This is a genomic window from Cytophagales bacterium, from assembly GCA_033344775.1.
Classification (GTDB): domain Bacteria; phylum Bacteroidota; class Bacteroidia; order Cytophagales; family Cyclobacteriaceae; genus JAWPMT01.
Genome location: JAWPMT010000004.1, coordinates 1,383,830 through 1,405,928, shown reverse-complemented (window position 1 = coordinate 1,405,928; position 22,099 = coordinate 1,383,830). Strand labels below are relative to the sequence as shown.

The window sequence follows — 22,099 nt, the reverse complement described above, 5'->3', positions numbered from 1 at the left end:
GGAATCTGGATTTAGAATAAAATCATAATGCTGCAGGACGACCGGTAAGGGAATCTCTATGTCGATTTTTCCTGGCAAAGAATCTCTCTAGTCGGACTGATAATAGCGATTTTGATTGGCCTTGAGATGAACTCTCATAATATACAGTCATACTATCTGAATGTGTTCTAGCTTTGGTGGATCATGAAAAAAGCAGGGCGGATTTACATCAATCAATGGCATTCCTTTAAGTCACCAGATGCACATTCTTCCACCGACACATATTATCTCAACCTATGTAATGAGATCAAGCAAGGTATCTACCGAACGGAAGCCTGGGAAACTCTAGAAGAAATATTAGACAAAGAAGGTGTAGATCAACTTTGCGTTTACCTGGCTGCGTATTTGGAAGATCTCGTATCTGAAACCAACATCTGGAATTCATTTGTCAGGGTTCATCAAAGATTGTACGATACGCCACTGCCGTATTATGAGATCAAAGAATACTATGCAGGTGAGGTGAATTATGAGGATATCTGTTTTTTGATCTGGTATTTTCTTAATTGTTTGCAGGAACATGAATTCGTCTCTCATTTGAATGTTTTCATTCTACAGCTGGGAGAAGCCATCACTGACATGCTCATACCTGCCTGGGAGGAGGCCCCCGAGAATCAAAGGTTAAAAGCAAGCTATGAGTTATCTGAGTGCGAGACGGATTATTATGTCGCCAGGTCATACATGGAACATGTCTTTTTCGACTCTTATTTATTTTATCCGGATACGGGCATTCGCCTAAAGGAGACATTGGAAGCCATTGCTGAAGAACACGCGGAGGATGATAACCTTTCTGGTTTTCTGGACGATTCCAGAGATCATCTTTTGTACAACACTCGTACTCAACTGCTAGCACTGAAAAGTCATGAATGGGTGGCTGAGATCCTTGGGGATACACACCCTTTACACGAGGCCTTCCAAAGCTTGACGCCTAAAATCAACTCGGTCTTTTTGTACAAAGGGGAACGTGGCACTCATTTTTCAATTGAACACATCGCATCAGGTCGGGCTTTTGATGTGCGTCTGGAGGATTTTATTTCTGTTGATGAATTTGAAGTAGATCGTACGATGATGATGTTAGGAATCGTCAATTGGAGAGAGGAATGGTGGTTTTCCGGAGTGTGTTCTCCTGCACCGTACGATGAAAAAATCGTAGAAGAACAACGAGGTTCTTTAAGCAACAAGCAACAGGTTCATTTTCTTCAGGATCCACAAAAGACAGGAGAAGTGCTCAGCTTTCAAAGGAAGTGTTTTTTGGAGTTCAACGAAGGTCAACCCATTGCTTTCATGTGGCTTAAGGACGTGGAGGTATTCATCAATGATTTTTGGGAGCACTACGAAAAACATTTGCCTGCTGATCTACGCGCTGTAAGTAATGTTTCGAAAGAGAAGTCAATTGGCGAACAAATGATTCGTCAACTGTTTGAAGATAATCGAGGTTTGGAAGCATCGAAGGAAGTGGTCAATGCATTGGTTTTCTTCAATCCTATTGCTGGGCTGGAAATTGTTCCAGGATTTAATGATTTCTTCCCCTTCGATCATAATCAATTCTACAACGCAGAAGATGCCAATGACTATGTGGATAGGATTTTCTTTGCCGAAAATGTGTCTAAAGAATTGGCTGAGTTTTTCGTCGAGCATGCCGGGGACAAACTAGACTTCTTTAAAGAGGATATGGGCGTATCCTATTTGCACCACCTTGACTTTTTACTTCGGTTTTGGAAAATGGATGATTATCAAACCAGTCCTTCATTTAGTTTAGTTTGTGATCCTGCGAATCAATAGAGCAATAAAATGTTTGATCTAAGCCCTGAAGAAAGGCAGCGGGTTATGCTGCATACGCTACAATCACTGGAAGATTATTATCAAAACACCAGAGGTAGGAGGGTTTCTCCACCATTGGATATTCCAAGAATCCAACAGCATGCCCAAGTTGATTTTGGTAAGGACCGATCTGAAGAAGCTGCCGTTGATCATGTGATCTCCGGGCTGGAACAATTTGCAGTTCAGACACCTCATCCTAGCTATTATGGCCTCTACAATCCCCGCGCAAACTTTGCCAGTATACTGGGAGACCTGATCGCAGCAACATACAATCCTCAAATGGCTGCCTGGAGTCATTCCCCCTTTGCCGTAGAAGCAGAGACACACCTGATCAAGGAATTCGGAAAGAAGTTTGGTCTGTCGGAAGGATCAATAGATGGTGTTTTTACGGGTGGGGGAGCAGAGGCCAATACCACTGCCGTGCTGTGTGCTTTGAATCATGCCTTTCCTGATTTCGCAAATGAGGGAGTGGTCAATGTGGATAGAAGACCCCTAATCTACTGTTCAGAGGAGGCCCATCACTCTGTCATTAAAGCGGCTCGTTCCGCAGGTCTGGGCTTAAAATCTGTGCGAAATATTCCCGTTAATGCGCACCAGGAAATGGTTGTGATTGCTCTAAAAGATCAATTGATAAGTGATATTGCTGCAGGACATCAACCCTTCATGCTTATCGGTACCGCAGGCACAACTGGTACCGGGGAATTAGATCCGTTGCCACAACTTGCGGAAATTGCGAAGGCACATGATCTTTGGTTTCATGTAGATGCGGCATGGGGTGGGGCAGCCATCTTGTCGGAGAGTTGTCATCATTTACTCGAAGGAATAGAGGAGGCCAATTCCATCACATTCGATGCACATAAATGGTTGTCAGTGCCCATGTCAGGAAGCATGTTCATCACCGCTGATCCTGAGATTTTAAGTAAAAGCTTTCGGACTACCACAGAATACATGCCCAAGGATGCCGGTGATCTTGAAATTGTTGATCCATTCACGCATTCGATCCAATGGTCTCGTCGTTTCATTGGCCTTAAGCTGTACTTATCGCTGCTTATGTACGGATGGCAAGAATATGAAGCCGTGATCAAACACCAAATCAAAATGGGAGATGCATTAAGAAAACGCTTACAACAAAAAGGCTGGAAAATACTGAATCAAACACCTCTTCCGGTGGTGTGTTTTTCGCATCAGGTATTCATGGAGGATCGTGAGTTTGTTCCGTGGATAGCCCAAGCGGTTGTGGACTCGGGAAAGGCCTGGATTTCACGGTATCCTGTTGATGGTAAACCTGCCCTGCGAGCGTGCATCACGAATTACGATACACAAGAAGAAGACTTGCAAGCACTGGTAGATTTGCTAGAAAAGAAACGTGGTGATTACGATCGAATGAAGAACATGGGGATTTGATGACCCTCCTTTATATTTCAATACTGTCACACGGAGTTGGTAACTGTCCGATGCCAAAAAACACGAAACAGGGATCGGCCCGCCGAAGCGTCGGACCGCCGAAGCGGATAGACTAAAATAAGCGCGTCATGCCGGTTTTTCTCAGCTTAGATTCCGAAGGAAGTTGAGAAAATACAGGTATCTCTTTCACGCGCTTTATACTTTATTTATCGAAAAATCATTCATCTGTTACAGATAGATAAGCGATGTGTGGTAATACCTATTTATCTTGTAAAACTTGTCAGGGCAAGATTAACATAAGCTGCTAATTCTTCCTCTTCAGCCCCGACTCATCCACTGTATGGAGTTTAAAGACCTTCACTTTTCGTTCAATATCAACTGTGGTTGGAGCTGTTTTTCCGTTCCTAAATACCCCAATGCATTCTCCTTTTAAGGTTTTGGCCATCCACCAATGATTGGAATAGGTACCCTGTACTATTTTTTCATCTGGCTGTAACGTTGCATAAGCGACTGGGTTTTGATCATGGTCAATCCAGAGGAGTTGGACTGCTTCAGTGAGATGATTTACGAAGGTGATGTCAGTGGCCTCTACAGCGCCTTCGATGGTCAACTCTTTAGGGTCTCTACAAGGTTCCAGGACTGCTGCGGCTGTTACTACGTTCAGTTTGATGACTGGAGTGACTGGTTTGTCATCGCTTGCCTGATCCTGAGGTTTGTTTTCTTCCGCTACTTCTTCCTCAGGTTCTTCAGATGTTTCCTCTATTGCTACTGATATTGCGACAGGTTCATCTGAAGTCATCGTCACATAGTGATTGCGTGTCCAATTTTTGCCATCATCACCAGAATAGTATGAATGGCCACCTTTTATCGGGATTTTAATGGTAACTATTGATCTCCCAAGCGCATAGTAATACTCATCATCTTGCCTAAATTCCTCGAAATGGTATGAATCTTGAAGGTAATCCTGATCCTCTATCCAGAAGGCGTCGCCCCCTTTGGTAATGTTCCTGGTAAAGGTGCCGCCATGGAAACTGTACACGGTTTGATGGACCACTGCTCGATTATCAATTTCTTCATCAGTGATAAAGAATGGGCTTTTTCTCAGGTGAACTTTGTCATCTGGCGTCAAATATGTTTGGTCAGGGTACTTTCCATAGATGCCCGTCCACATGATGGCATCTGCATGTTTTTTGGTGTCTTGAGGGTGAGGTAAGCCAAACGCATGACCAATTTCATGACCCAGTCCTGCAATCCACCGAGGGATATCTCGCTGAGTTGGATGCCTGCCCGTTAAACCGAGTAAATCGTCTTCAGGAAGGTAGCAGATTTGCCCACCACCTCGACCGGAACTTCCAGGACCATCTGAGTACATGACCCAGGTGTAATTTCCAGGGATCGCTTCATTGGGGAGGAGTCTTTTGATTTCACTGAGGGTATGCTGAAAACCCCAATCTCCTTCGCCAACACCAGGTATAGGCGTGCCTGTAAACCAGTTAGCAGGTTGATTGGATTTAAGCACCTCTACTATCGGCTCATTCAAGCGAAATGTACGTCCATTCATCTGTTTCTGATACCATTTTTGGATGTCCAGGACAGCCATTTCAATGGCTGCTTTATAATCTGCACGTTCCTGCCGGTCGGCGGATACGAGGTAGACAACTCGCACAGAAGGCGGCTGATCTTGCGCTGTTGCTTTAAAGCCCAGACACATGCAGATCAGACAAAGAGAGATAATGGTAGTTTTCATGGGACATTTAAATGTGCGCATGAAGATAGAGGAAAGAAAATTGAAGACAAGATAATGGGTGTGGAATGCTGGCTTGAAGTGTGAATAGCAGCTATTTGTGCGTGTGATTAAGAGCAACTTAATGAGGATAAATAAGTGGGATCAATCGCTTTTAAGTGATGCGGGTTAATTTGTCAAATGAAAAGAACGATACAGTGAATGGGAGTCCAAAAATTAAGCGTCAAAAAAGGGGAGATCTTACAACATAAAGGAGAGCTAAATTCAAAAGTATATATCGTAAAGAAGGGCTTACTCCGATCCTACTCAAGAGATGAGAAGGGGAAAGAACACATTTTTATGTTTGCTCCGGAAGGTTGGATCATGGGCGATGCGGTTGATCAAGCCAGTCGAACCGAGCTAACCATTGATGCCATAGAAGATTCAGAGCTCATTGTCAGAGAAAAAGATTTGGAAAGAGACGGTACTCCTCAGGGCTTTGAGGGATTGGCTCGGCGGTTACTGGTCTTGCAGCGAAGGATCATCATGATGATGAGTGTTTCTGCGATTGAAAGGTATGAGCACTTTGAGAGCACTTATCCTGAATTGGTGCAACGGGTCCCACAAAAGATGATTGCTTCTTATTTAGGGATAACACCTGAGGGACTGAGTAAAGTAAAGGCCAATCGATTGAAGGGGAAATAGTTTTAGTCATCATCCATTTCTTAACCTAGGTTATTGTGATCTGATTTGGTGTGAGTCACCTTCGTGTGAATTTATCTATTAGAGAATAGGGTCGTTTATGCTACGGCCAAAAATCAACTGATCATGGGTTACTCATCACTATTCAAAATTTCCGCAGTGCTGTGGATCATTTGGGGTCTGGTTCACATCTTGGCAGGAGTCATGACTGATGCTTTTATTTTATCTGATGACATTCAGGGGGCTGTATCGGGTATTGCAGATGCGGTTGATCCCAGCACTTTAGCCGCGAATTACCCTCCTGCTTCCGGAGCCATCATAGGTCAGCATGGTTTCAATCTGTTGTGGATCGGGATGGTGACTCTCATTTGTGGATTCTTTATCTGGAAAGGGAATAAAAACGCCATTTTCTTAGCTGCCTTGTGTGGAGGCCTCGCTGATCTCGGTTATTTCTTGTTCATGGATTTAGGAGGCTACGTCAATTTCGTTCCGGGCACGGTGATGACCCTGGTTTCCAGTGCTGCGATTATCTTGAGTTTTATGGCGTATTTTCAGTCCAAAAAACAAGCTTCAGCTTAAGAGTGTAAAGAATATAGAAGAGATATCTAATCTCGTCCATTATTCGTTTGTTAGCTCTCATTATCACAATGCGACTGTCTTAAAAATGATGCATAAAAAAAGCGTAGAAGAAATCTACGCTTTGTTGAGTGCGCACGAGAGGATTCGAACCTCCACGCCCGAAAGCACTACCGCCTGAAGATAGCATGTCTACCAATTTCACCACGTGCGCATGAAAGGAGTGCAAATATATTTCAATAGATCAAAACACATCAATAAAATTTTAATGTAGAATCAAGATCACTCATCAGAGCTATAAAATTGTGTGCAGAAAAACCCAATAACCGATTAACCAAAAACCTGCCTCCGGCAGGTTAACTCAGGATCATTCGAGATTTACTGTTCTAAATGGATATAACAATGATCCTGCACACACCCAGATTGCATGCCCTTCCTTCCGAGGATGGAAGTACAAGGCGCAATCGTCGGTGAGTCTTAGTTTTTCGGGAGCTAATCTGCCTGATAAAAGAAGAACCCCCGTAGGGGTCCCTCCCAAACAACTAAACAGTTGGTGGTTTCGGTGGCTCGTAGAAGAACTGTTCAGTGAGTATCCTGCCGTTTTCCACATGATACAAGCATATTTCCTCAGATTGCTGTCTCCCTCCTTCGTGAAAGGTGATGTCGCTGACCATTTTCAAGACGATGTGCGTTCCTGCTACCAATGGCTCAGAGACGTCCACACCATGAAATTCCTTGACCATCTTTGACCATACCTGTCCTTTCTTCTGGATGTTGGCGATGCCGGTTGTAGTGCCACTCATTGCACCCTCAGGCTCTATGCTTGTTGCATTTTCGTGAAAAAGTTCATCGAGTGCCTGTTCCCAGGCGCCCCGCCGGCACAACGTGACCAGCCGTTTTGCCACTTCTGCTGTTGTCATTGTATTAGGGTCTAAAATCCTTAGCAAAGATAGGAAATTAATTCTAATATAATTAGTAATTTACTAAAATAATTAGTTGAATAATCGCACTTTTGCTAACACCATGCGAACCATCATACATCTAGACTTAGACACCTTTTTTGTGTCGTGCGAGCGTTTGATCAATCCTAAATTGATTGGTAAACCTGTGATCATCGGAGGAACTACCGGGCGAGGTGTTGTTTCTACTTGTAGTTACGAAGCAAGGCGTTTTGGCGTCCACGGAAACATGTCCATGCGACTGGCCAAAGAACTGTGTCCGGAAGCCGTAGTGATCCGGGGTAACAGTGGTATTTACGGCAAATATTCCAAGGCAGTTACTGAAATCATCAAAGAAGAATCACCTTTATATGAAAAGGCCTCCTTCGATGAATTCTATGTAGACATGACCGGTATGGACCGCTTTCATGGTACTTTAAAATGGGCGCGTGAACTGAGGGAACGGATCATTAATGAAGTCAATTTGCCGATCTCTATGGGTATCTCCGTGAATAAAACAGTCTCTAAGGTGAGTACGGCCCAAGCCAAACCCAATGGAGTACTACAGATCGATCGGGGGAAGGAAAAAGGGTTTCTACGGCCCTTAGTCGTCAAAGAGATCCCGGGGGTAGGACCAGAAACCTATTACAAGCTACGTGACATGGGTGCGCAGCATGTAAAAACCGTGCAGGAAATGCCCAAACGATTCATGCATGCTGCTTTTGGAAAAAACGGGTTGACCATCTGGAATCGTTGCAATGGGCTGGATGATTCTCCGGTTGTGCAATACCATGAACGAAAGTCCATTGGTATAGAACGAACCTTTGAGCGGGACACGATAGATGTGCATAAGATGAGGAGTTTGATTATCGCCATGGCGGAGAACCTGTCCATGCAACTGCGCACCGGTAATAGACTCACTTCTATTGTAACCGTACGGATTCGCTATGCGGATCTTACGGTATTTTCGAAGCAAAAGCGGATTCCATTTACCTCCAATGATCATGTGCTGATTGATGTTGCCAAAGAACTTTTTGAGAAGCTCTATGAACGCCGATTATTGATCCGATTGATAGGGGTACGCTACAGTGGGTTAGTTCAGGGTGGACATCAGATCTCCTTACTGGACGATACCGAAGAAATGTGCAACCTCTATCAGGCCATGGATCACATCCGTAAGCGCTTTGGGCAAGATGCAGTCAAAAAAGCCATCGCCATGGGTACCAAGAACATTGGTACCATGAACTCCTTCAATGGCGAGCCCAACTGGATCCCGGCGCATAGGAGGGCTTAGTTTCCCTTTCATCAACAAATAGCCCGTCTCATACGGGTTAAGCTCATTGAGTTGTTTACTAAGTGATTAAGTTTGTAATCGTTTTCACTATTTCCAGTTACAAAACAGAGGTCATGAGAGTCTTTGATTTACTATTCAACCAGTATACGCAACATAAGTTAGAGGACGCGCTTTGCTACAAAGTCAAAGGGGAATGGATCAAGTACAGCACGGGAAATGTGATCAGTGTTTCCAGCAGACTTAGCCTGGCGTTACTCGAGAAAGGAATCAAAAAAGGAGACAAGATCGGGCTGATCTCTGAGAGCAGACCGGAATGGAACTTCATTGATTTTGCTTGTCAGCAGATTGGTGCGGTATTGGTCCCCATGTATCCAAATATTGGCGCTAAGGACTATCAATACATCATTGAGCAATCGGAAGTCAAGATGCTCTTTGTGTCAAATAAGGAGATTCTTGCCAATGTAAAAAATGCCTTGAAAGGCAGGGAGTCATCCACGGAACTCTTCACAATCAATAAAATCAGAAATGAAAAGCACTGGAAAGACTTGCTGCCACTTTCAGAAGGCCGTGAGATCAAAGAATTGAAGCCTTATCGTTCGGCAGTCAAAGAAGATGATCTCCTTACCATTATCTATACTTCAGGGACTACCGGAAATCCGAAAGGGGTGATGCTCACGCATAAAAACCTGGTGAGCAATGTGTTGGCGTATGAGCAGCTTTCTAATCTTGTGGCAGGTGACAGGGCTTTAAGCTTTTTGCCGTTGAACCATGTCTACGAGCGAATGTGTATCTATGCTTACATCTGGCTGAAAATAAGCGTCTACTATGCAGAGAGCATCGATACGATTGGTGACAACCTGAAAGAAGTCAAACCACATGCCTTTACCACAGTGCCAAGGTTACTTGAGAAAGTCTATGCCAAAATCATGAAGACAGGCAGTGAACTGGGGGGCATCAAGAAAGGTATATTTAACTGGGCGATCGGCTTGGGGCTGAAATACGATCCACGTGCAGACATGGGGATCATTTATCAGAAGCAACTCAATGTAGCTCGTAAACTTGTTTTCAGTAAGTGGAAAGAAGCACTGGGAGGTAATATAAAGACCATTATTTGCGGAGCAGCTGCTTTACAGGAACGATTGGCCCGTGTCTACTGGGCTGCGGAGATCCAGGTGATCGAAGGCTATGGCCTTACGGAGACTTCACCCGTCGTAGCAACATCCTCTGTAGAAGACTATAGAATTGGATACGTAGGTAAACCGCTCGAAGGAGTTGAGGTCTCGATGGCAGATGATGGCGAAATTTTGGTCAATGGGCCTAACCTGATGAAGGGATACTACAAGAATGATGACATGACCGAGCAGGTCATTCAGGATGGCTGGTTCAAAACCGGTGACATTGGTACCCTTGAAGATGGTTACCTGAAGATCACTGAACGGAAGAAGGAGCTTTTCAAAACATCTGGAGGGCTTTACATTGCGCCACAGCAGCTGGAGAAAAAGCTGAATGAGGCCAACCTCATCGAGCAATCCATAGTGGTGGGAGAAGGGGAGAAATTTCCGGCAGCCATCATCGTTCCGAATTTTGAGGAATTGATTGAAGAAGCAGGGAAAATGTTCATCATGGCTGCTGACTTAAGTGAGAGGATCAAAAATCCGGAAATCATCAAGCTCTTCCAAAAACTGGTCGATAAAGCCAATCAAGACTTTGGACGATGGGAAAAGATCAAAGATTTCCGATTAGCGCCGGCCTATTGGTCCATTGAGGGAGGTGAGCTTACCCCCACCATGAAACCCAAAAGAAGGGTCATCATTGAAAAGCACAAGGACTTGATCCGGGACATGTACAAAGGCGATGGTAAAGAACTCTTCAAGGACATTGAGGAAGTTTCTATGGATGAGTTGGATGCTGATATCGTTGAGAAGATCAACGAGGGTAATTCTTAGGTTGCATTTGATTTCTATTAAATTCAAAATGGTTATCGAAGCAAATTAGGCGCGTCATGCCGGTTTTTATTGACATATATTCCGTAGGATGTCAATAAAAGACCGGTATCTCTTTTTCGCGCTTTTGTGAAGTACCCTAAAACAACACCCCATCCTTCTCATAAGGAGGAATGTCCTTTCCTGGCTTCCCATAAGCCCGCATTATTTCCCGAATGAACATCGAATAGATGCCCTCATGCTTGATAGGGCATGTCAGGTTTTCTAATGAATCCTGAAATCCGTAAGCGTCAAAACCCTGAATGAAACCTTGGTCTTTGGAAATGACATGAATCAGCGTTTCATTTCCATATTTTACATGATCTCCAAGGACATGCGGTTGATGATCTCCGATCAGTAGAAAGATGTCATGGTGATGGGCTTGCTTCAGGATGAAATCAGAAAGGAAATCCAACTGATAGGTAATGGCCTTTTGATAATCGGCATGGGTAGGCTCCTGTAAAAATTCCTGTCCAATGTTTTCCTGATTTCGATGGTTCAGCGTTTTCCAGTCCGGAACGACCTCCGATGGAGAGATGAATGGAGAATGTGAATTCTTTGTCAGATAGAACAAAATGAATGGATCTTCTTTCAATTCACGCTTGATCTTTTCTTGTGCAAAATTCAGGACATATTGATCTGCAGGACTTTCAGTGAAGCCATAAACAGGCCCGGAGTAATCCATGTCCCTGGCGAGGATCCATTGGTCAATCCCGAAAAAGGAAGCCATTTGCCGATAAGGCACCATGACTCCTGCTTTGGGTTGGGTAGCGTTGAGGTGGTAAGACTGGTAGCCTTCCTTCATGAAAACTTTCATCAAGGTGTCGTAGCGATACAGTTCCGCTTTGTTGAGGAGGAATTCATAGGCGAAGTTGTTGGCTACTTTACTGCCGAAGAGTACGGAAGTATATGCTAACCAGGAAGGACCTACTGGAGATACAGATTCAGAGAGGTTAGAGGTGATCTTCCAGCCAGCTGCTGACAAAGCATTTTTGAAGGTGGAAAAATCCTGAAGGAACCTTTTGCTGAGTCGCTCTTCCTTCAGTAAAATGCTTCCATACGACTCGACGAACAGACAATAAATATTTGGTTTTTGGGCAAGATTGAGTCGTGTATTTCTGGACTGGTCAAGTTGATCGAAGTTGGTCCTTTTTAAGCGAGAGACGAGCTTCCAGCTATTGATGACATTGAATGCGATCCTGAGTGGTGCAATCAGTATGCGCATGGCCGTGTCACTTTTAGGGCGATAAATGCCGTATTTCCAGATTCCAACTATTACATACAAAACAAGGGTTAGTGAAAGGAATAACGTGATCCAATTGGGAGGAAGCTGTGAACTAAAAGCCAGTAGTTGATGAAAGCCCGCCGAAAGACCTATGATCATGATTGCTGCCAAAAGCGAGGAAAAGACCACTTTGACTTTGGACTCACCCCACAGAATGCCGAATGCATTGAGAATCAAACGAAAGTCGTTGGAAAAGATGGGATAGACCTGATAGATCTTGCTAAAAGCGTAGTGATAGATACTGTAGAGGAGCAGGAAACTGTAGTATAGCGTCGCTGCAATGATACCTTGATCAAAGGTTAGCCAGCGATAAAGTAGAACGATCAGGGAAACATCGACACTAATTCGGTAAAAGTCCGGATTGAAGCTGAAGAACAAGGCATTGTGGTCCATTCTGTTCTCCATTTGAAAGGGATTGAGGTACCGCGCCTTGAACTGGATCAGCGTATGGAAAGCAAACAGACTGAAATTGAACAAGAAGAAAAACAACCAGAAAAGAACTTCTTGGTACCAGATCACATCTCCATATCTCATACAAGTTTTCAGTTTTTCATTCTCTGTTTTGAGTCATTGGGTGAAACTACAATTTTTCGATTCAGGACACGTATGGTTTTTTGTTGAATTGAGATTTGAGGTAATAAACGTCGGTAAAAGACATACTCTGAATGTGAAACTTTTCAAAAATCAATATTAACCGTGGCTAAAAATGCGAATGAATTATCAATATTCATTTGAAATCCTTTGTTGCGATAAAAATTTTGCACTTTTCAATACATCAAGACTACATCAATTGCCTGAATGCTCAATATTTAATAATTGTTCGTCTTATTATTGAATTCGTAAAATCCTGTAATAGTATGAAGAAGTGATCAGTTGGTCTATTTAATAGCTGGCTGATGGAAGGATGCATTACGATTCATGTTTAGTATCTCCAAAAGGCTAGTCTTACATTGACTAGCCTTTTGATTTTACCCAGGGGCAGTTATAAAGAACTAAGAAGGTCCAATCTTCCAGTTCCCTTATCTTACTATCTTCTGAGCAGTTACTGTCACCGCACCAAAGTGCTTGAAGGCAGAGTCTCTGGGTTCGGACAAGGGTGGCGGAGGTTCCTGACCAACAATTTGGAAAACGAAAGGCATCATGATCTGTTCACCCGCATGACTGACATCCCAGGAGCCATCCAGCTTTCTGAATACATCTTTGATGGCGCGCTGTACGGACTTGCATCCAGCACCATTAACTTCTTCCAAAATCGTTTTGCCCTCCTGATCGATGGACAGACGAGCCATGCAGGTTCCCTGAAACCCGGCATTTCGGGCAGCTGACGGAAAACGCATCTTCATGGCGATCTGCTGATAAAAGTCCTTCAATCCTTCTGAGAAAAGTAGCGAATCACCTTTGAATCCCATTTTCACTTGAAACTTGAGCGAAGTGGGCAATACCAACTCTTGCGGAAAATAGGAGGGATGCTTGAGTGTCCAAAGGTCTTCTGGTTGGCCGGGTGCCGAAAAATACCCGAGGAAGTTACTTGTGGCGATCAGTGAGTCCTCGTACCATACTTCCAGTCCATCAATTGGTTGGTTGGTGGTTTTGTCGACGCTACGAATCACATAGGAATCCTGTGCAGTTAATGATGCTGAGTAACAGCAGAGCACCAGGACCAGCATTGCTATCGGTGTATTGTTTTGCATGAGGTGCAAGATAGTACGTGCTGATCAACTGCGTAGAATATCCCAAACATGATTGATATCTCGAAAAAAAATACAAACAACTTTCCTTCGACTCCTGCATCATGGCATCAATGATCAATTTCTTCAATCATGGCTTTTGCTGACAGCACACTTTTATGATAGGATCGCTCATAGGTTCTGGTGACAGGAATGGCAATGATGGCAACCATCAAAAGTATCATGCCTAGCATCCAAGGGTGGTGATAAATATCTACTCCAAAACCTGTGAATATGATTATGGGCCACATACAAATCACTGCACAAATGCCCAGGATGAGCTCAATCCGGGCTAACTTAATTTTTTTGAGCTGTAGGGTGGCCAGGTGCCTTTGTAAGATCGAAATGGGCGTGGTTAAGTCCTGTGCTTTTCGGATCAATTTTATTCGATGTGATGAGAAAACAATCAGACCAAATGCTGATGAACTAGCAATAAGTCCGGGAATGCTGTATTGCCAGATCGTCATGAGGTGCCAGGATATCGCCAATAAGTAAATGGCTAAGAGCAATGTGCTTCCCAGGGTCACAAGTTCTGACCATAGTGGTTTTTTAAGGGTGCGATGTGCGGTTTCAAAATTTATTTTTCTCAACAACTCTTGATTCATTTCCAGTACTCTGTCAAGTTTCTGGTCCTGTTGCTGCCAGGTATGTTCAAGTTGGTCCATATTCATCATTGATAGCTTATTTGAGTTTATTTATATTCTTAGATAATTGGTTTTTGATCCTGGCAATTTTTGTAGCCACATTTGATGGGGTGATTCCCATGATATGAGCGATTTCAGTGTGTTTCAAGCGGTCCAGGTACAACATCATCATTGCCTTGTCTGTAGGCCCCAATAGCTGTATGGCGCGATAAAGTAGATCGATATGGTCGCTATCACTGGTGTCATTTTGAAGATTGATGATGGTGTCATCGATTCGTTGCAGATTGGAGAGGTAGTTGTTGAGCTTTTTAGTCTGAGTGATTGCTGTGTTGATGGCCACACGATAGATCCAGGTGGACAATTTAGAAGCTCCACGAAATCGCTCCATTGAAAGCCAGAGTTGGATCAAGATCTCCTGCTCCAGGTCCTTTCGTTGCTCTTCATCCGCACCATACAGGTGGCATACTTTGAAGATCAGCTTCTGATGTTGTTTGACAATTGCTATAAACTCCTCTTGTTTCATGCAAACGCTTTGACCATTAGTAGAGGAAAAAGGGGAAATATCACAGGAGCATAGAAAAAACTTGTGATTGCTAATTAATGATGCTTCAAGTGTTTTCTACTTTCAAACCAACTGCTCTGGAAATCATTGCCCTACCACAAACCTGCCAGTCTTAACGACTTCACTCTCTTTGATGATTCGGAAATAGTAGACACCTTCCAGTTCACCGACTGGGAAAGTTTCCGCTTCCGCACTGATGAGGAAATTGCTGACAATACGGGCCTGAGAATCCACAATTTGGAAGATGGCATCGGTTGTTGGGCTGAGTAAGGACAATTGGCCGTCATATACCGGGTTTGGGAAAAGGATGTATTGCGAATCATCAGTGGTGAAAATTTCCACTTCCTCTGAGCTGATCTCAAGTCTGGAGCTGGTCGAGAGCATGACCTGATAGATCGTCCTTCCTGGAGTAGGGCTGGGATCGATGACGATGTAGCTGTCCTGGTCAGGCACCACATCGAGTAGGACGGATACACCTTGCCTGTCACTACGGAGTACGCTTAAAGAAGTGATTTTTTCAGGAGTACTCAGCGATATGGTCAATTGTGCGGCTCCCTGATCATCGATAGAGACAAGGAAACGATTAAGGTAGCAACCAGCGCCCTGTTGATTCACGTTGAGGGTTTCATCAGATAGTCCGGTTACATGATTGAAAAGAGGTGTGACAGTGAATTGATTCCCGGGGAAAGCAGACCTCTCGATCAATGTATCCAGTCCCTGAACTTCGGAAACAGCAACCAATGCGCTACCATCAAATCGGGATAACTGATATGAAGGAGCGCCGACATCATTCCAACTGAGAGACATCTCTTCATCACAAAGCAGGTCGACTGACAAATCAATTTTGGGATGGATCGCGAAGGTATCAGAGAGGAACTCCTGACCTTCAAATAGGGCGCGTAAGATTACTTCGCCCGAAAGGTCTGGCGTGTACGAGACCAATTGGTCAGCTGTGCCGATAGCGGCAATTGATTGCCAGGAACCTTCCAACGTTCGAATTTCCAGCGTGCCGGGTGCCGAAAAAGTTTGATCAAAATACAAGAAGGCTTCCTCTCCGGTGGTGAAAGCATCCAGTTGGGTAGGGTAGGTCCATTCAAATTGATCGGCTGCTGAGATATGATAGGCGATTGCAAAACCCTGATCGGTGGTCAGGTTGCTGCTGGATACTGCAATGGAGTAGCTTCCGGAAGCCGGGGATGGGATGGTGATCATCTCAACGTTATTTAGGGTGTCGTTTCCGGGAACGGCAAGAGCGGATAGCAGATTGATGTCCGGCCGATGATCCAATACCCAGGGTTCCCAGGTGGTACCAGCGCGAGAAACGCGCACATTCAGGTCATGGACCAGGGCATAAGCATCCGCATCATTGGCAGGAGGATCGATCCAACTGAGCACCACTTTCAGTGCTGCAGTCCCCTCGGGAACATCGATGGTATGATTCATTGAGGTGTTTGTCGTGGTAAGATTATCCTGAATGAAATGACCAGAATCAATCAGATCCGTAGCTCTGGGTAGAGACATCTGCCCGTATCCGGTTAAGAAGTCCGGGCCGGGAGCACCAACCTCTTTACTGGAGGCAATCAGAATGGCCTTCATCAGATCGATGGTTGCATACTCGTCGTGTAGTTGCTCAAAAAGCTCCTGAAGGACCAGGCTGGCCCCGGTTACCAAGGCAGCAGCATCGGAAGTGCCACTCCCTCCGTAAGCGGTTAACTCAGGTTTGATACGCCCATCATAGGCAGGTCCGGCGGAATTTGCGTCCGCAACCTCACCCAGATCATCAGACCCTGTGACCACCAGTACGTTTTTGGCTTGTTTAAAGCTGCCTGTGAGGGTTCGGTACCGCACAATGTCTTCATAATCGCCGGTGCTGTTCAATGCACCCAGGTTGCCGGAAGAAAATACATGTAGCAGGGTTGGGAGTGTGAGTGCCTGTTGATCAAAAGCTACGGATTCGACGCCATAGAAATTTTCAACCCCTACGCCGTAAGAATGATTCTGTAGGGCAATGTTCCTGTTGAGGAATGCCTGATCGGGGGCGGGTAGTAAATTAGAAAAGTCCTCGGAAAGGAATCGGGTCGCACGTGCCACACCTTCTCCGGCTTTTCCGCTATTGGCGGCACCTCCGATGAGGGTGGCCATGTTGGTAGCGTGGTTGACCTGGACTGTGGAAGTGAGACCATCCCAGGAGGCGCGTCCTGCCAGGTCCAGGTCGGCAGTATCCAATGCATTTTCTTTTACCGAGACGATCAACGAAGCTCCATTAAGATTAGGGTATTGTTGATGTGTTTTTCTGATGCCGTTGATCCCAAGATTATGAAGGCGTTGCAAGCTTTCTTCTTTTGGAGTCCGATTGGCTGGCTGAATGAACGTAACCGATGGTAGTGGTAAAACTTTTTCCTTGAGCGTTTCGATGTTACCGTAAACCAGTGATAAGGATCTGTCAGGATCAAACCAATGCTCGTGAATGCCGTTTGTCGCGCTCAGGCTTTTTGCAGTCCTGATGTAGAAAAATCCTTCTTGCAACTCGTTTGCAAAACCACCCCATTTCCATTCGTGGTTAATACCGGAATTACCTGCTGATTGCCCCCCCTTTTTAGCACTTTTTTTACGTACAATTACTTCCCCGTTTCCCAGTCTCCGTATGACCTGATATTTACTGGTAAGTTCACCCTTATTGAGTTGCAAATATGGACTGTTTGCAATTGGGATTAAGGGGCTGCTGTTCAGTACATTAGGGGATTGAGCAGCCAGATTAATTGAAAGGAAAATAAGGATGATGAGAAGCGTAATTCGCATCTTGCGAAAATAGTTTTTTTTCCTAAATCGCTGATATAAAACATTTTAAACGTTTTCATTGAAAACTTTGTCACAACAAAAAAAAACATATATTGCGAACTGAAAATTCAAATTAACCTAGTTTATTTCCTATGAAAAATGTGTTTAAGGCCATGGCTATTGCTATGGTAGCCTCGGTTGTTTTGTACAGCTGTACTTCTGAAGAGATCACCAGCTCTGAGGACATTTCGCCTGCCATGATGGCGTTGATTACAGATGCTGGTTTTGATGTCGCAAACCAAGCGCCAATTGTATTCGAAGATGGGTTCCTGATCGAAGGTGATATTTACCTTACTGAGGGACAACTGAGAGAGATGTCTCACGGTCACAGAATTCCTGTAGCGGAGCAGTATTCTACGAACAATCTTGTGTCCACGGGTGGATCAAGAAACATCACGATTTACGTACCTACCGGTCGAAGAGGTTTCAGCGCCGGTATGATTGCAGGTTTTGATGAAGCGATTTCTCGTTACAATGCAGAGAACCTGGAAATTACTTTTAGTAGAACTACGAATAGAAATGCGGATATTTCTGTTTCTCGTTTGAAAAGAAGAGATGAAAGGCAAGGTATTTTAGGTTCTGCCGGATTCCCTACGAATTCTGGAGATCCTTTCGGATCTATCCAGATGAGCGGAATTTTGGAATCTTCCTTCGGATTGAGCACTGATGGTATTGCTACCATTTTTGCGCACGAGTTGGGCCACTGCATCGGATTCCGTCACACAGATTACTTCGACAGAAGCATTTCTTGTGGTGGAGGTACTGCTAATGAAGGTGATGCAGGTATTGGTGCAAATCTGATCCCTGGAACTCCTGCTGGCGCTTCTTTGGCAGCTGCATCATGGATGTTGGCTTGTACTGATGGAAGCGATCGTCCTTTCAACAACGATGACCAAACTGCATTAGACTTCTTGTACTAAAAAATTGAAGAGTTCAATAATAGCGTTATTTAGGTAGCGAGATTATTTGATATTCTGGTTGAATAGAGAAGGCCGATCCCTTTAGGATCGGCCTTTTTTGTTGATACTTTTTCTAGTCTATTTTACTCGTTCAAGATCAAGCCGAAAACCTGTGGAGTAATTGCATTAATTGGAGTTGCTATCACCTAAGGCCATGCTTCATTTTAGGATAGCAAGTCGATCACTTTATTTACAGAATGCCTCGTTCAGATTAGCTTGAAATTGCAGTACATCACTAAATACAGCCGATTGCAGTCATCAAACAGGTGATGGCTGTGATATTAATCTCTGTGGTTGGGGGAATAATGAAGAGCAGTTCTACAAAGGGGAAATGTAGAAGTGAGTGGTGGTACACTGAAGATCACCGCAAAAAGGGAACGCAACCGTGGGAGTCGATATACTTCCGCGAGGATCAATATCAACGGTAAGCAAGGATTTGCCTTCGGAAGAATGGGGTAGCTAACCTTCAGACCTGAGGTTTGTCCAAAGGAGCTGTAACAGTAAATGTGTGCGTGGATAATGTAACAAATACCAGCCTGCCATACGATGCCAGTGCCAACGTCATTACTTGTACCGGAGCAGGTGCTCGGTCATTCATCACGAATGTTGAAGAAGTTGCCGAGCTGAATGTGAATTTTTATCCTATCCCGTTTGTGGACGAATTCAGCTTGCAGTTGGCTTTGCCGGAGGCGCAGGAAGTGAATATAATTTGATTGATGTCATGGGTAGAACAGTCCTGAATCAAAGCGTGGCGCTACAGGCAAGGCAGAGAGAGGTAAAAGTGAATGTAGACCGGTTAGATCCTGGCATGTATTTCATGAACTTACGCATTGGAGGAGACCAATATCAATATAGGTTGATCAAGAATTGATTTGCGATTCTAGTTTAGTATCTCGAAAAGGCTGGTCCGCCCCGATGATTATCGGGAGGGCTGGTCTTTTTTTATGTCATTTGAAGGATGCTTTTCTTTTTTTAATCAGGAAATTACCTGTAGAGTATGCTTCTTGATCAATACAATCGTTTGAAATCACCTTATTCGAGGGATATCATTATAAATGCCTGAAAATCAGAATTGTATACATAGAGACAGTTCAGAATTTTAGTCGAGTAAATGGGTCCATTGGTCGAACTTTTCCCTAACTTCGATAATCGTTCGCCTAACTATGCCATCGCTATAGGGAAATAGTCTTACTCACATACCGCTTAACCGTAACCAGAGTACAGATGAAATTTTCGTTTTTTGCCAAGTCTCCTTCGTCAGAGACTAAACAGTCCACCACATCCACGCCTATTGTTTCAGAGGAAGTCATTGATCAGGCCATCGATGATCTATTGACCAGTGAAGAATTACAGGACCTGGAGTACTTGTCTAAGGTCGTAGAAAAGTCCGTTCCCAAAAAAGTCAAACCCCGTTTTCGGATCATCAAAGAAGTAAATGGTAGCAAATTTATGCTTGATGAGGTCAATGGCCTTTCAAGAATCAACTGGTCCGGTTCCGTGACCAAAGAGACTGCCTCCGTTTTGTTAGAGCTAGGAGGAGATAGTGTGGAATTTCAGGGATACAGAAAATTGATTTTAGACCGACGAGGACTCAAAGAATTTGATACGGAGGCTCGGATCTGGATGAAAGGGTTCATCAAAGGCAGGGCGAAAAATATTGTCGGAAAAGTCGAGCGACTGGCCATGGTCAACCGACAAACTGGATCAGGGAGCATTTTTGCCAATTTTATAGGTTCTGCGATCAAAATGGTGATGCCTAATCTGAAAATCAAGAAGTTTACGGATATTCATGATGCCCTCGACTGGACGATGGAAGAGTAAGTAATCAGATTACTTGCCGCTGGTCCTATTTTCAAAGTAGTCGGCTGTGTTTTTTTCTAGCTTTGATGGTGAAATACTTTCATCATGAAAAAGCAGCTTTTCTCAATTCTTCTGTTGGTTATTGCCGTCACTGTTCAGGCGCAGGATCGTCTGACCGGACAAACTTTCACCACACGATCTGAAGTGTTGGCTAAAAATGGCATGGCAGCCACCAGTCAGCCTTTGGCAACGCAGGCGGCACTGGATATTTTGAAAAAGGGAGGCTCGGCCATGGATGCGGCAATTGCCGCCAATGCAATACTCGGACTGGTAGAGCCGGCTAGCTGTGGGATAGGCGGAGATATTTTTGCCATCGTCTGGGATGCCAAGACGGAGAAACTGTACGGTTTCAATGGCAGCGGGAGATCTCCAAAATCGCTGGATATTGCTTACTTCCAGGACAAGGGCATGAAGCAGATCCCGCTCTTTGGTCCACTGGCAGTTTCTACTCCCGGCACGGTGGATGGGTGGTTCATGATGCATGAGAAATTTGGGAAGCTGCCCATGATCGATATTTTGGCCCCTGCCATTCAATACTGTCGAGAGGGTTTTCCGGTATCGGAAGTCATCGCCTACGAAATGGCGACCAACTATCAGAACAAAGTAGACTTCCCAGGCTTTGCTGAAACTTACCTGCCCAATGGCCGTCCTCCGAAAAAAGGAGAAGTATTTGTCAATGCAGACCTGGCCAATACCTATGAGAAGATCGCGAAGAAAGGAAGAGATGTCTTTTATAAAGGTGAAATTGCTCGTACGATCGCCGCTTATATGAAAAAGCATGGAGGGTTCCTGTCTTACGAGGACCTGTCCTCACACACCGGGAATTGGGTAGAGCCTCTGAGTACCAATTATAGAGGATATGAGGTGTGGGAGCTGCCACCAAATGGGCAAGGCACGGCCGCTTTGCAAATGCTCAACATCCTGGAAGGATTTGACATCAAAAGTATGGGATTCGGGAGTGCAGCATACCTGCATGTGATGACGGAGGCTAAAAAACTAGCCTATGAAGACCGAGCGAAGTTTTACGCTGATCCGGAGTTCAACAAACTTCCGATTGAAACACTGATTTCTAAAGATTACGCGACAAAGAGAAGCAAACTGATTGATCCTGATCAGGCGGCCAGGACCTATCCTGCAGGAGACCTGGAAATTGAGACAGGAAATACTACTTATCTGACGGTAGCGGATAAAGATGGGAACATGGTTTCCCTCATCCAAAGCATCTATTTTGAATTTGCGTCGGGCATGGTACCAAATGGACTAGGGTTCGTCTTGCAAAACCGTGGGCAAATGTTCAATGTACAGGACCCTACGCATGCCAATGCGCTGGAACCTGGGAAAAGGCCTTTTCATACGATCATTCCTGCGTTCATTACTAAGGATGGAAAACCATGGGTGAGTTTTGGACTGATGGGTGGTGCGGTCCAGCCACAGGGCCATGCACAGATCGTGGTGAATCTGATTGATTTTGGAATGAATTTGCAGGAAGCAGGTGATGCACCAAGAATGCGACATGTCGGCAGCTCACAACCCACAGGTTCGGTAATGACCAATGGAGGCACGCTCAACCTGGAGAGTGGGTTTACTTACGAAACCATCAGGGAGTTGCGAAAGAAAGGGCACCGAATCGGAACGGGCGTGGGTATCTATGGTGGTTACCAGGCGATAGGGGTGGATCTGGAATCTAAAGTATATTCCGGAGCTTCGGAATCCAGAAAAGACGGACAGGCAGCTGGATATTAATCTGA

General features: G+C 44.6%; 18 protein-coding genes and 1 tRNA gene. 11 read left to right on the top strand and 8 right to left on the bottom strand.

The window, feature by feature from the left end; translation table 11 throughout:
* The first annotated feature begins 183 nt into the window (after positions 1-183).
* Complete coding sequence (locus tag R8G66_14895; protein MDW3193655.1) at positions 184-1,818, top strand: DUF3843 family protein; 1,635 nt, start codon at positions 184-186, stop codon at positions 1,816-1,818.
* Positions 1,819-1,827: 9 nt separating this feature from the next.
* Positions 1,828-3,261 carry a pyridoxal-dependent decarboxylase gene (locus R8G66_14890; GenBank protein MDW3193654.1) on the top strand — a complete coding sequence of 478 codons (1,434 nt, stop codon included), beginning with the start codon at positions 1,828-1,830 and terminating at the stop codon, positions 3,259-3,261.
* A 304-nt stretch (positions 3,262-3,565) separates the two neighbouring features.
* Here R8G66_14890 and R8G66_14885 read toward each other — a convergent pair whose 3' ends face one another.
* A complete protein-coding gene (locus R8G66_14885; GenBank protein ID MDW3193653.1) occupies positions 3,566-5,008 on the bottom strand; it encodes a hypothetical protein in 1,443 nt (480 codons plus the stop codon).
* 198 nt (positions 5,009-5,206) lie between these two features.
* Between R8G66_14885 and R8G66_14880 the strand changes: the two genes are divergently transcribed.
* The gene (locus R8G66_14880) at positions 5,207-5,689 is read left to right on the top strand and encodes a Crp/Fnr family transcriptional regulator (GenBank protein ID MDW3193652.1); all 483 of its coding nucleotides are present in this window, start codon (positions 5,207-5,209) and stop codon (positions 5,687-5,689) included.
* A gap of 123 nt (positions 5,690-5,812) precedes the next feature.
* Complete coding sequence (locus R8G66_14875) at positions 5,813-6,265, top strand: hypothetical protein (GenBank protein ID MDW3193651.1); 453 nt, start codon at positions 5,813-5,815, stop codon at positions 6,263-6,265.
* 129 nt (positions 6,266-6,394) lie between these two features.
* On the opposite strand, the gene R8G66_14870 is transcribed toward R8G66_14875, so the two are convergent.
* Both R8G66_14870 and R8G66_14865 read right to left on the bottom strand, forming a co-directional pair.
* A tRNA-Leu gene (locus tag R8G66_14870) sits at positions 6,395-6,476 on the bottom strand.
* A 328-nt stretch (positions 6,477-6,804) separates the two neighbouring features.
* A complete protein-coding gene (locus tag R8G66_14865) occupies positions 6,805-7,209 on the bottom strand; it encodes a nuclear transport factor 2 family protein (GenBank protein MDW3193650.1) in 405 nt (134 codons plus the stop codon).
* Positions 7,210-7,285: 76 nt separating this feature from the next.
* On the opposite strand from R8G66_14865, the gene dinB reads away from it, so the two are divergent.
* Positions 7,286-8,494, top strand: a complete 1,209-nt coding sequence (gene dinB, locus R8G66_14860) for a DNA polymerase IV (GenBank protein ID MDW3193649.1) — start codon at positions 7,286-7,288, stop codon at positions 8,492-8,494.
* 113 nt (positions 8,495-8,607) lie between these two features.
* The gene (locus tag R8G66_14855) at positions 8,608-10,440 is read left to right on the top strand and encodes a long-chain fatty acid--CoA ligase (protein ID MDW3193648.1); all 1,833 of its coding nucleotides are present in this window, start codon (positions 8,608-8,610) and stop codon (positions 10,438-10,440) included.
* A 136-nt stretch (positions 10,441-10,576) separates the two neighbouring features.
* Here R8G66_14855 and R8G66_14850 read toward each other — a convergent pair whose 3' ends face one another.
* The 5 genes from R8G66_14850 to R8G66_14830 all read right to left on the bottom strand — a co-directional run bounded on the left by R8G66_14850 (position 10,577) and on the right by R8G66_14830 (position 17,493).
* Complete coding sequence (locus R8G66_14850) at positions 10,577-12,295, bottom strand: sulfatase-like hydrolase/transferase (GenBank protein ID MDW3193647.1); 1,719 nt, start codon at positions 12,293-12,295, stop codon at positions 10,577-10,579.
* A 485-nt stretch (positions 12,296-12,780) separates the two neighbouring features.
* On the bottom strand, positions 12,781-13,452 hold the full coding sequence (locus R8G66_14845) for a hypothetical protein (GenBank protein ID MDW3193646.1): 672 nt from the start codon (positions 13,450-13,452) through the stop codon (positions 12,781-12,783).
* 107 nt (positions 13,453-13,559) lie between these two features.
* Entirely contained in the window at positions 13,560-14,162 is a 603-nt protein-coding gene (locus R8G66_14840) for a hypothetical protein (protein ID MDW3193645.1), read from the bottom strand.
* A gap of 7 nt (positions 14,163-14,169) precedes the next feature.
* The gene (locus tag R8G66_14835; protein MDW3193644.1) at positions 14,170-14,655 is read right to left on the bottom strand and encodes a sigma-70 family RNA polymerase sigma factor; all 486 of its coding nucleotides are present in this window, start codon (positions 14,653-14,655) and stop codon (positions 14,170-14,172) included.
* A gap of 123 nt (positions 14,656-14,778) precedes the next feature.
* On the bottom strand, positions 14,779-17,493 hold the full coding sequence (locus R8G66_14830) for a S8 family serine peptidase (protein MDW3193643.1): 2,715 nt from the start codon (positions 17,491-17,493) through the stop codon (positions 14,779-14,781).
* Between the two features lie 131 nt (positions 17,494-17,624).
* Here R8G66_14830 and R8G66_14825 point away from each other — a divergent pair, with 131 nt between their 5' ends.
* From R8G66_14825 to ggt, 5 genes are all read left to right on the top strand, one after another.
* The gene (locus R8G66_14825) at positions 17,625-18,452 is read left to right on the top strand and encodes a M57 family metalloprotease (GenBank protein ID MDW3193642.1); all 828 of its coding nucleotides are present in this window, start codon (positions 17,625-17,627) and stop codon (positions 18,450-18,452) included.
* 551 nt (positions 18,453-19,003) lie between these two features.
* On the top strand, positions 19,004-19,204 hold the full coding sequence (locus R8G66_14820) for a hypothetical protein (protein ID MDW3193641.1): 201 nt from the start codon (positions 19,004-19,006) through the stop codon (positions 19,202-19,204).
* A gap of 8 nt (positions 19,205-19,212) precedes the next feature.
* Complete coding sequence (locus tag R8G66_14815; GenBank protein MDW3193640.1) at positions 19,213-19,362, top strand: T9SS type A sorting domain-containing protein; 150 nt, start codon at positions 19,213-19,215, stop codon at positions 19,360-19,362.
* 353 nt (positions 19,363-19,715) lie between these two features.
* Positions 19,716-20,312, top strand: coding sequence for a hypothetical protein (locus R8G66_14810; protein MDW3193639.1), 597 nt, complete (start codon positions 19,716-19,718; stop codon positions 20,310-20,312).
* 84 nt (positions 20,313-20,396) lie between these two features.
* The gene (gene ggt, locus R8G66_14805; GenBank protein MDW3193638.1) at positions 20,397-22,094 is read left to right on the top strand and encodes a gamma-glutamyltransferase; all 1,698 of its coding nucleotides are present in this window, start codon (positions 20,397-20,399) and stop codon (positions 22,092-22,094) included.
* Positions 22,095-22,099: the final 5 nt, after the last annotated feature.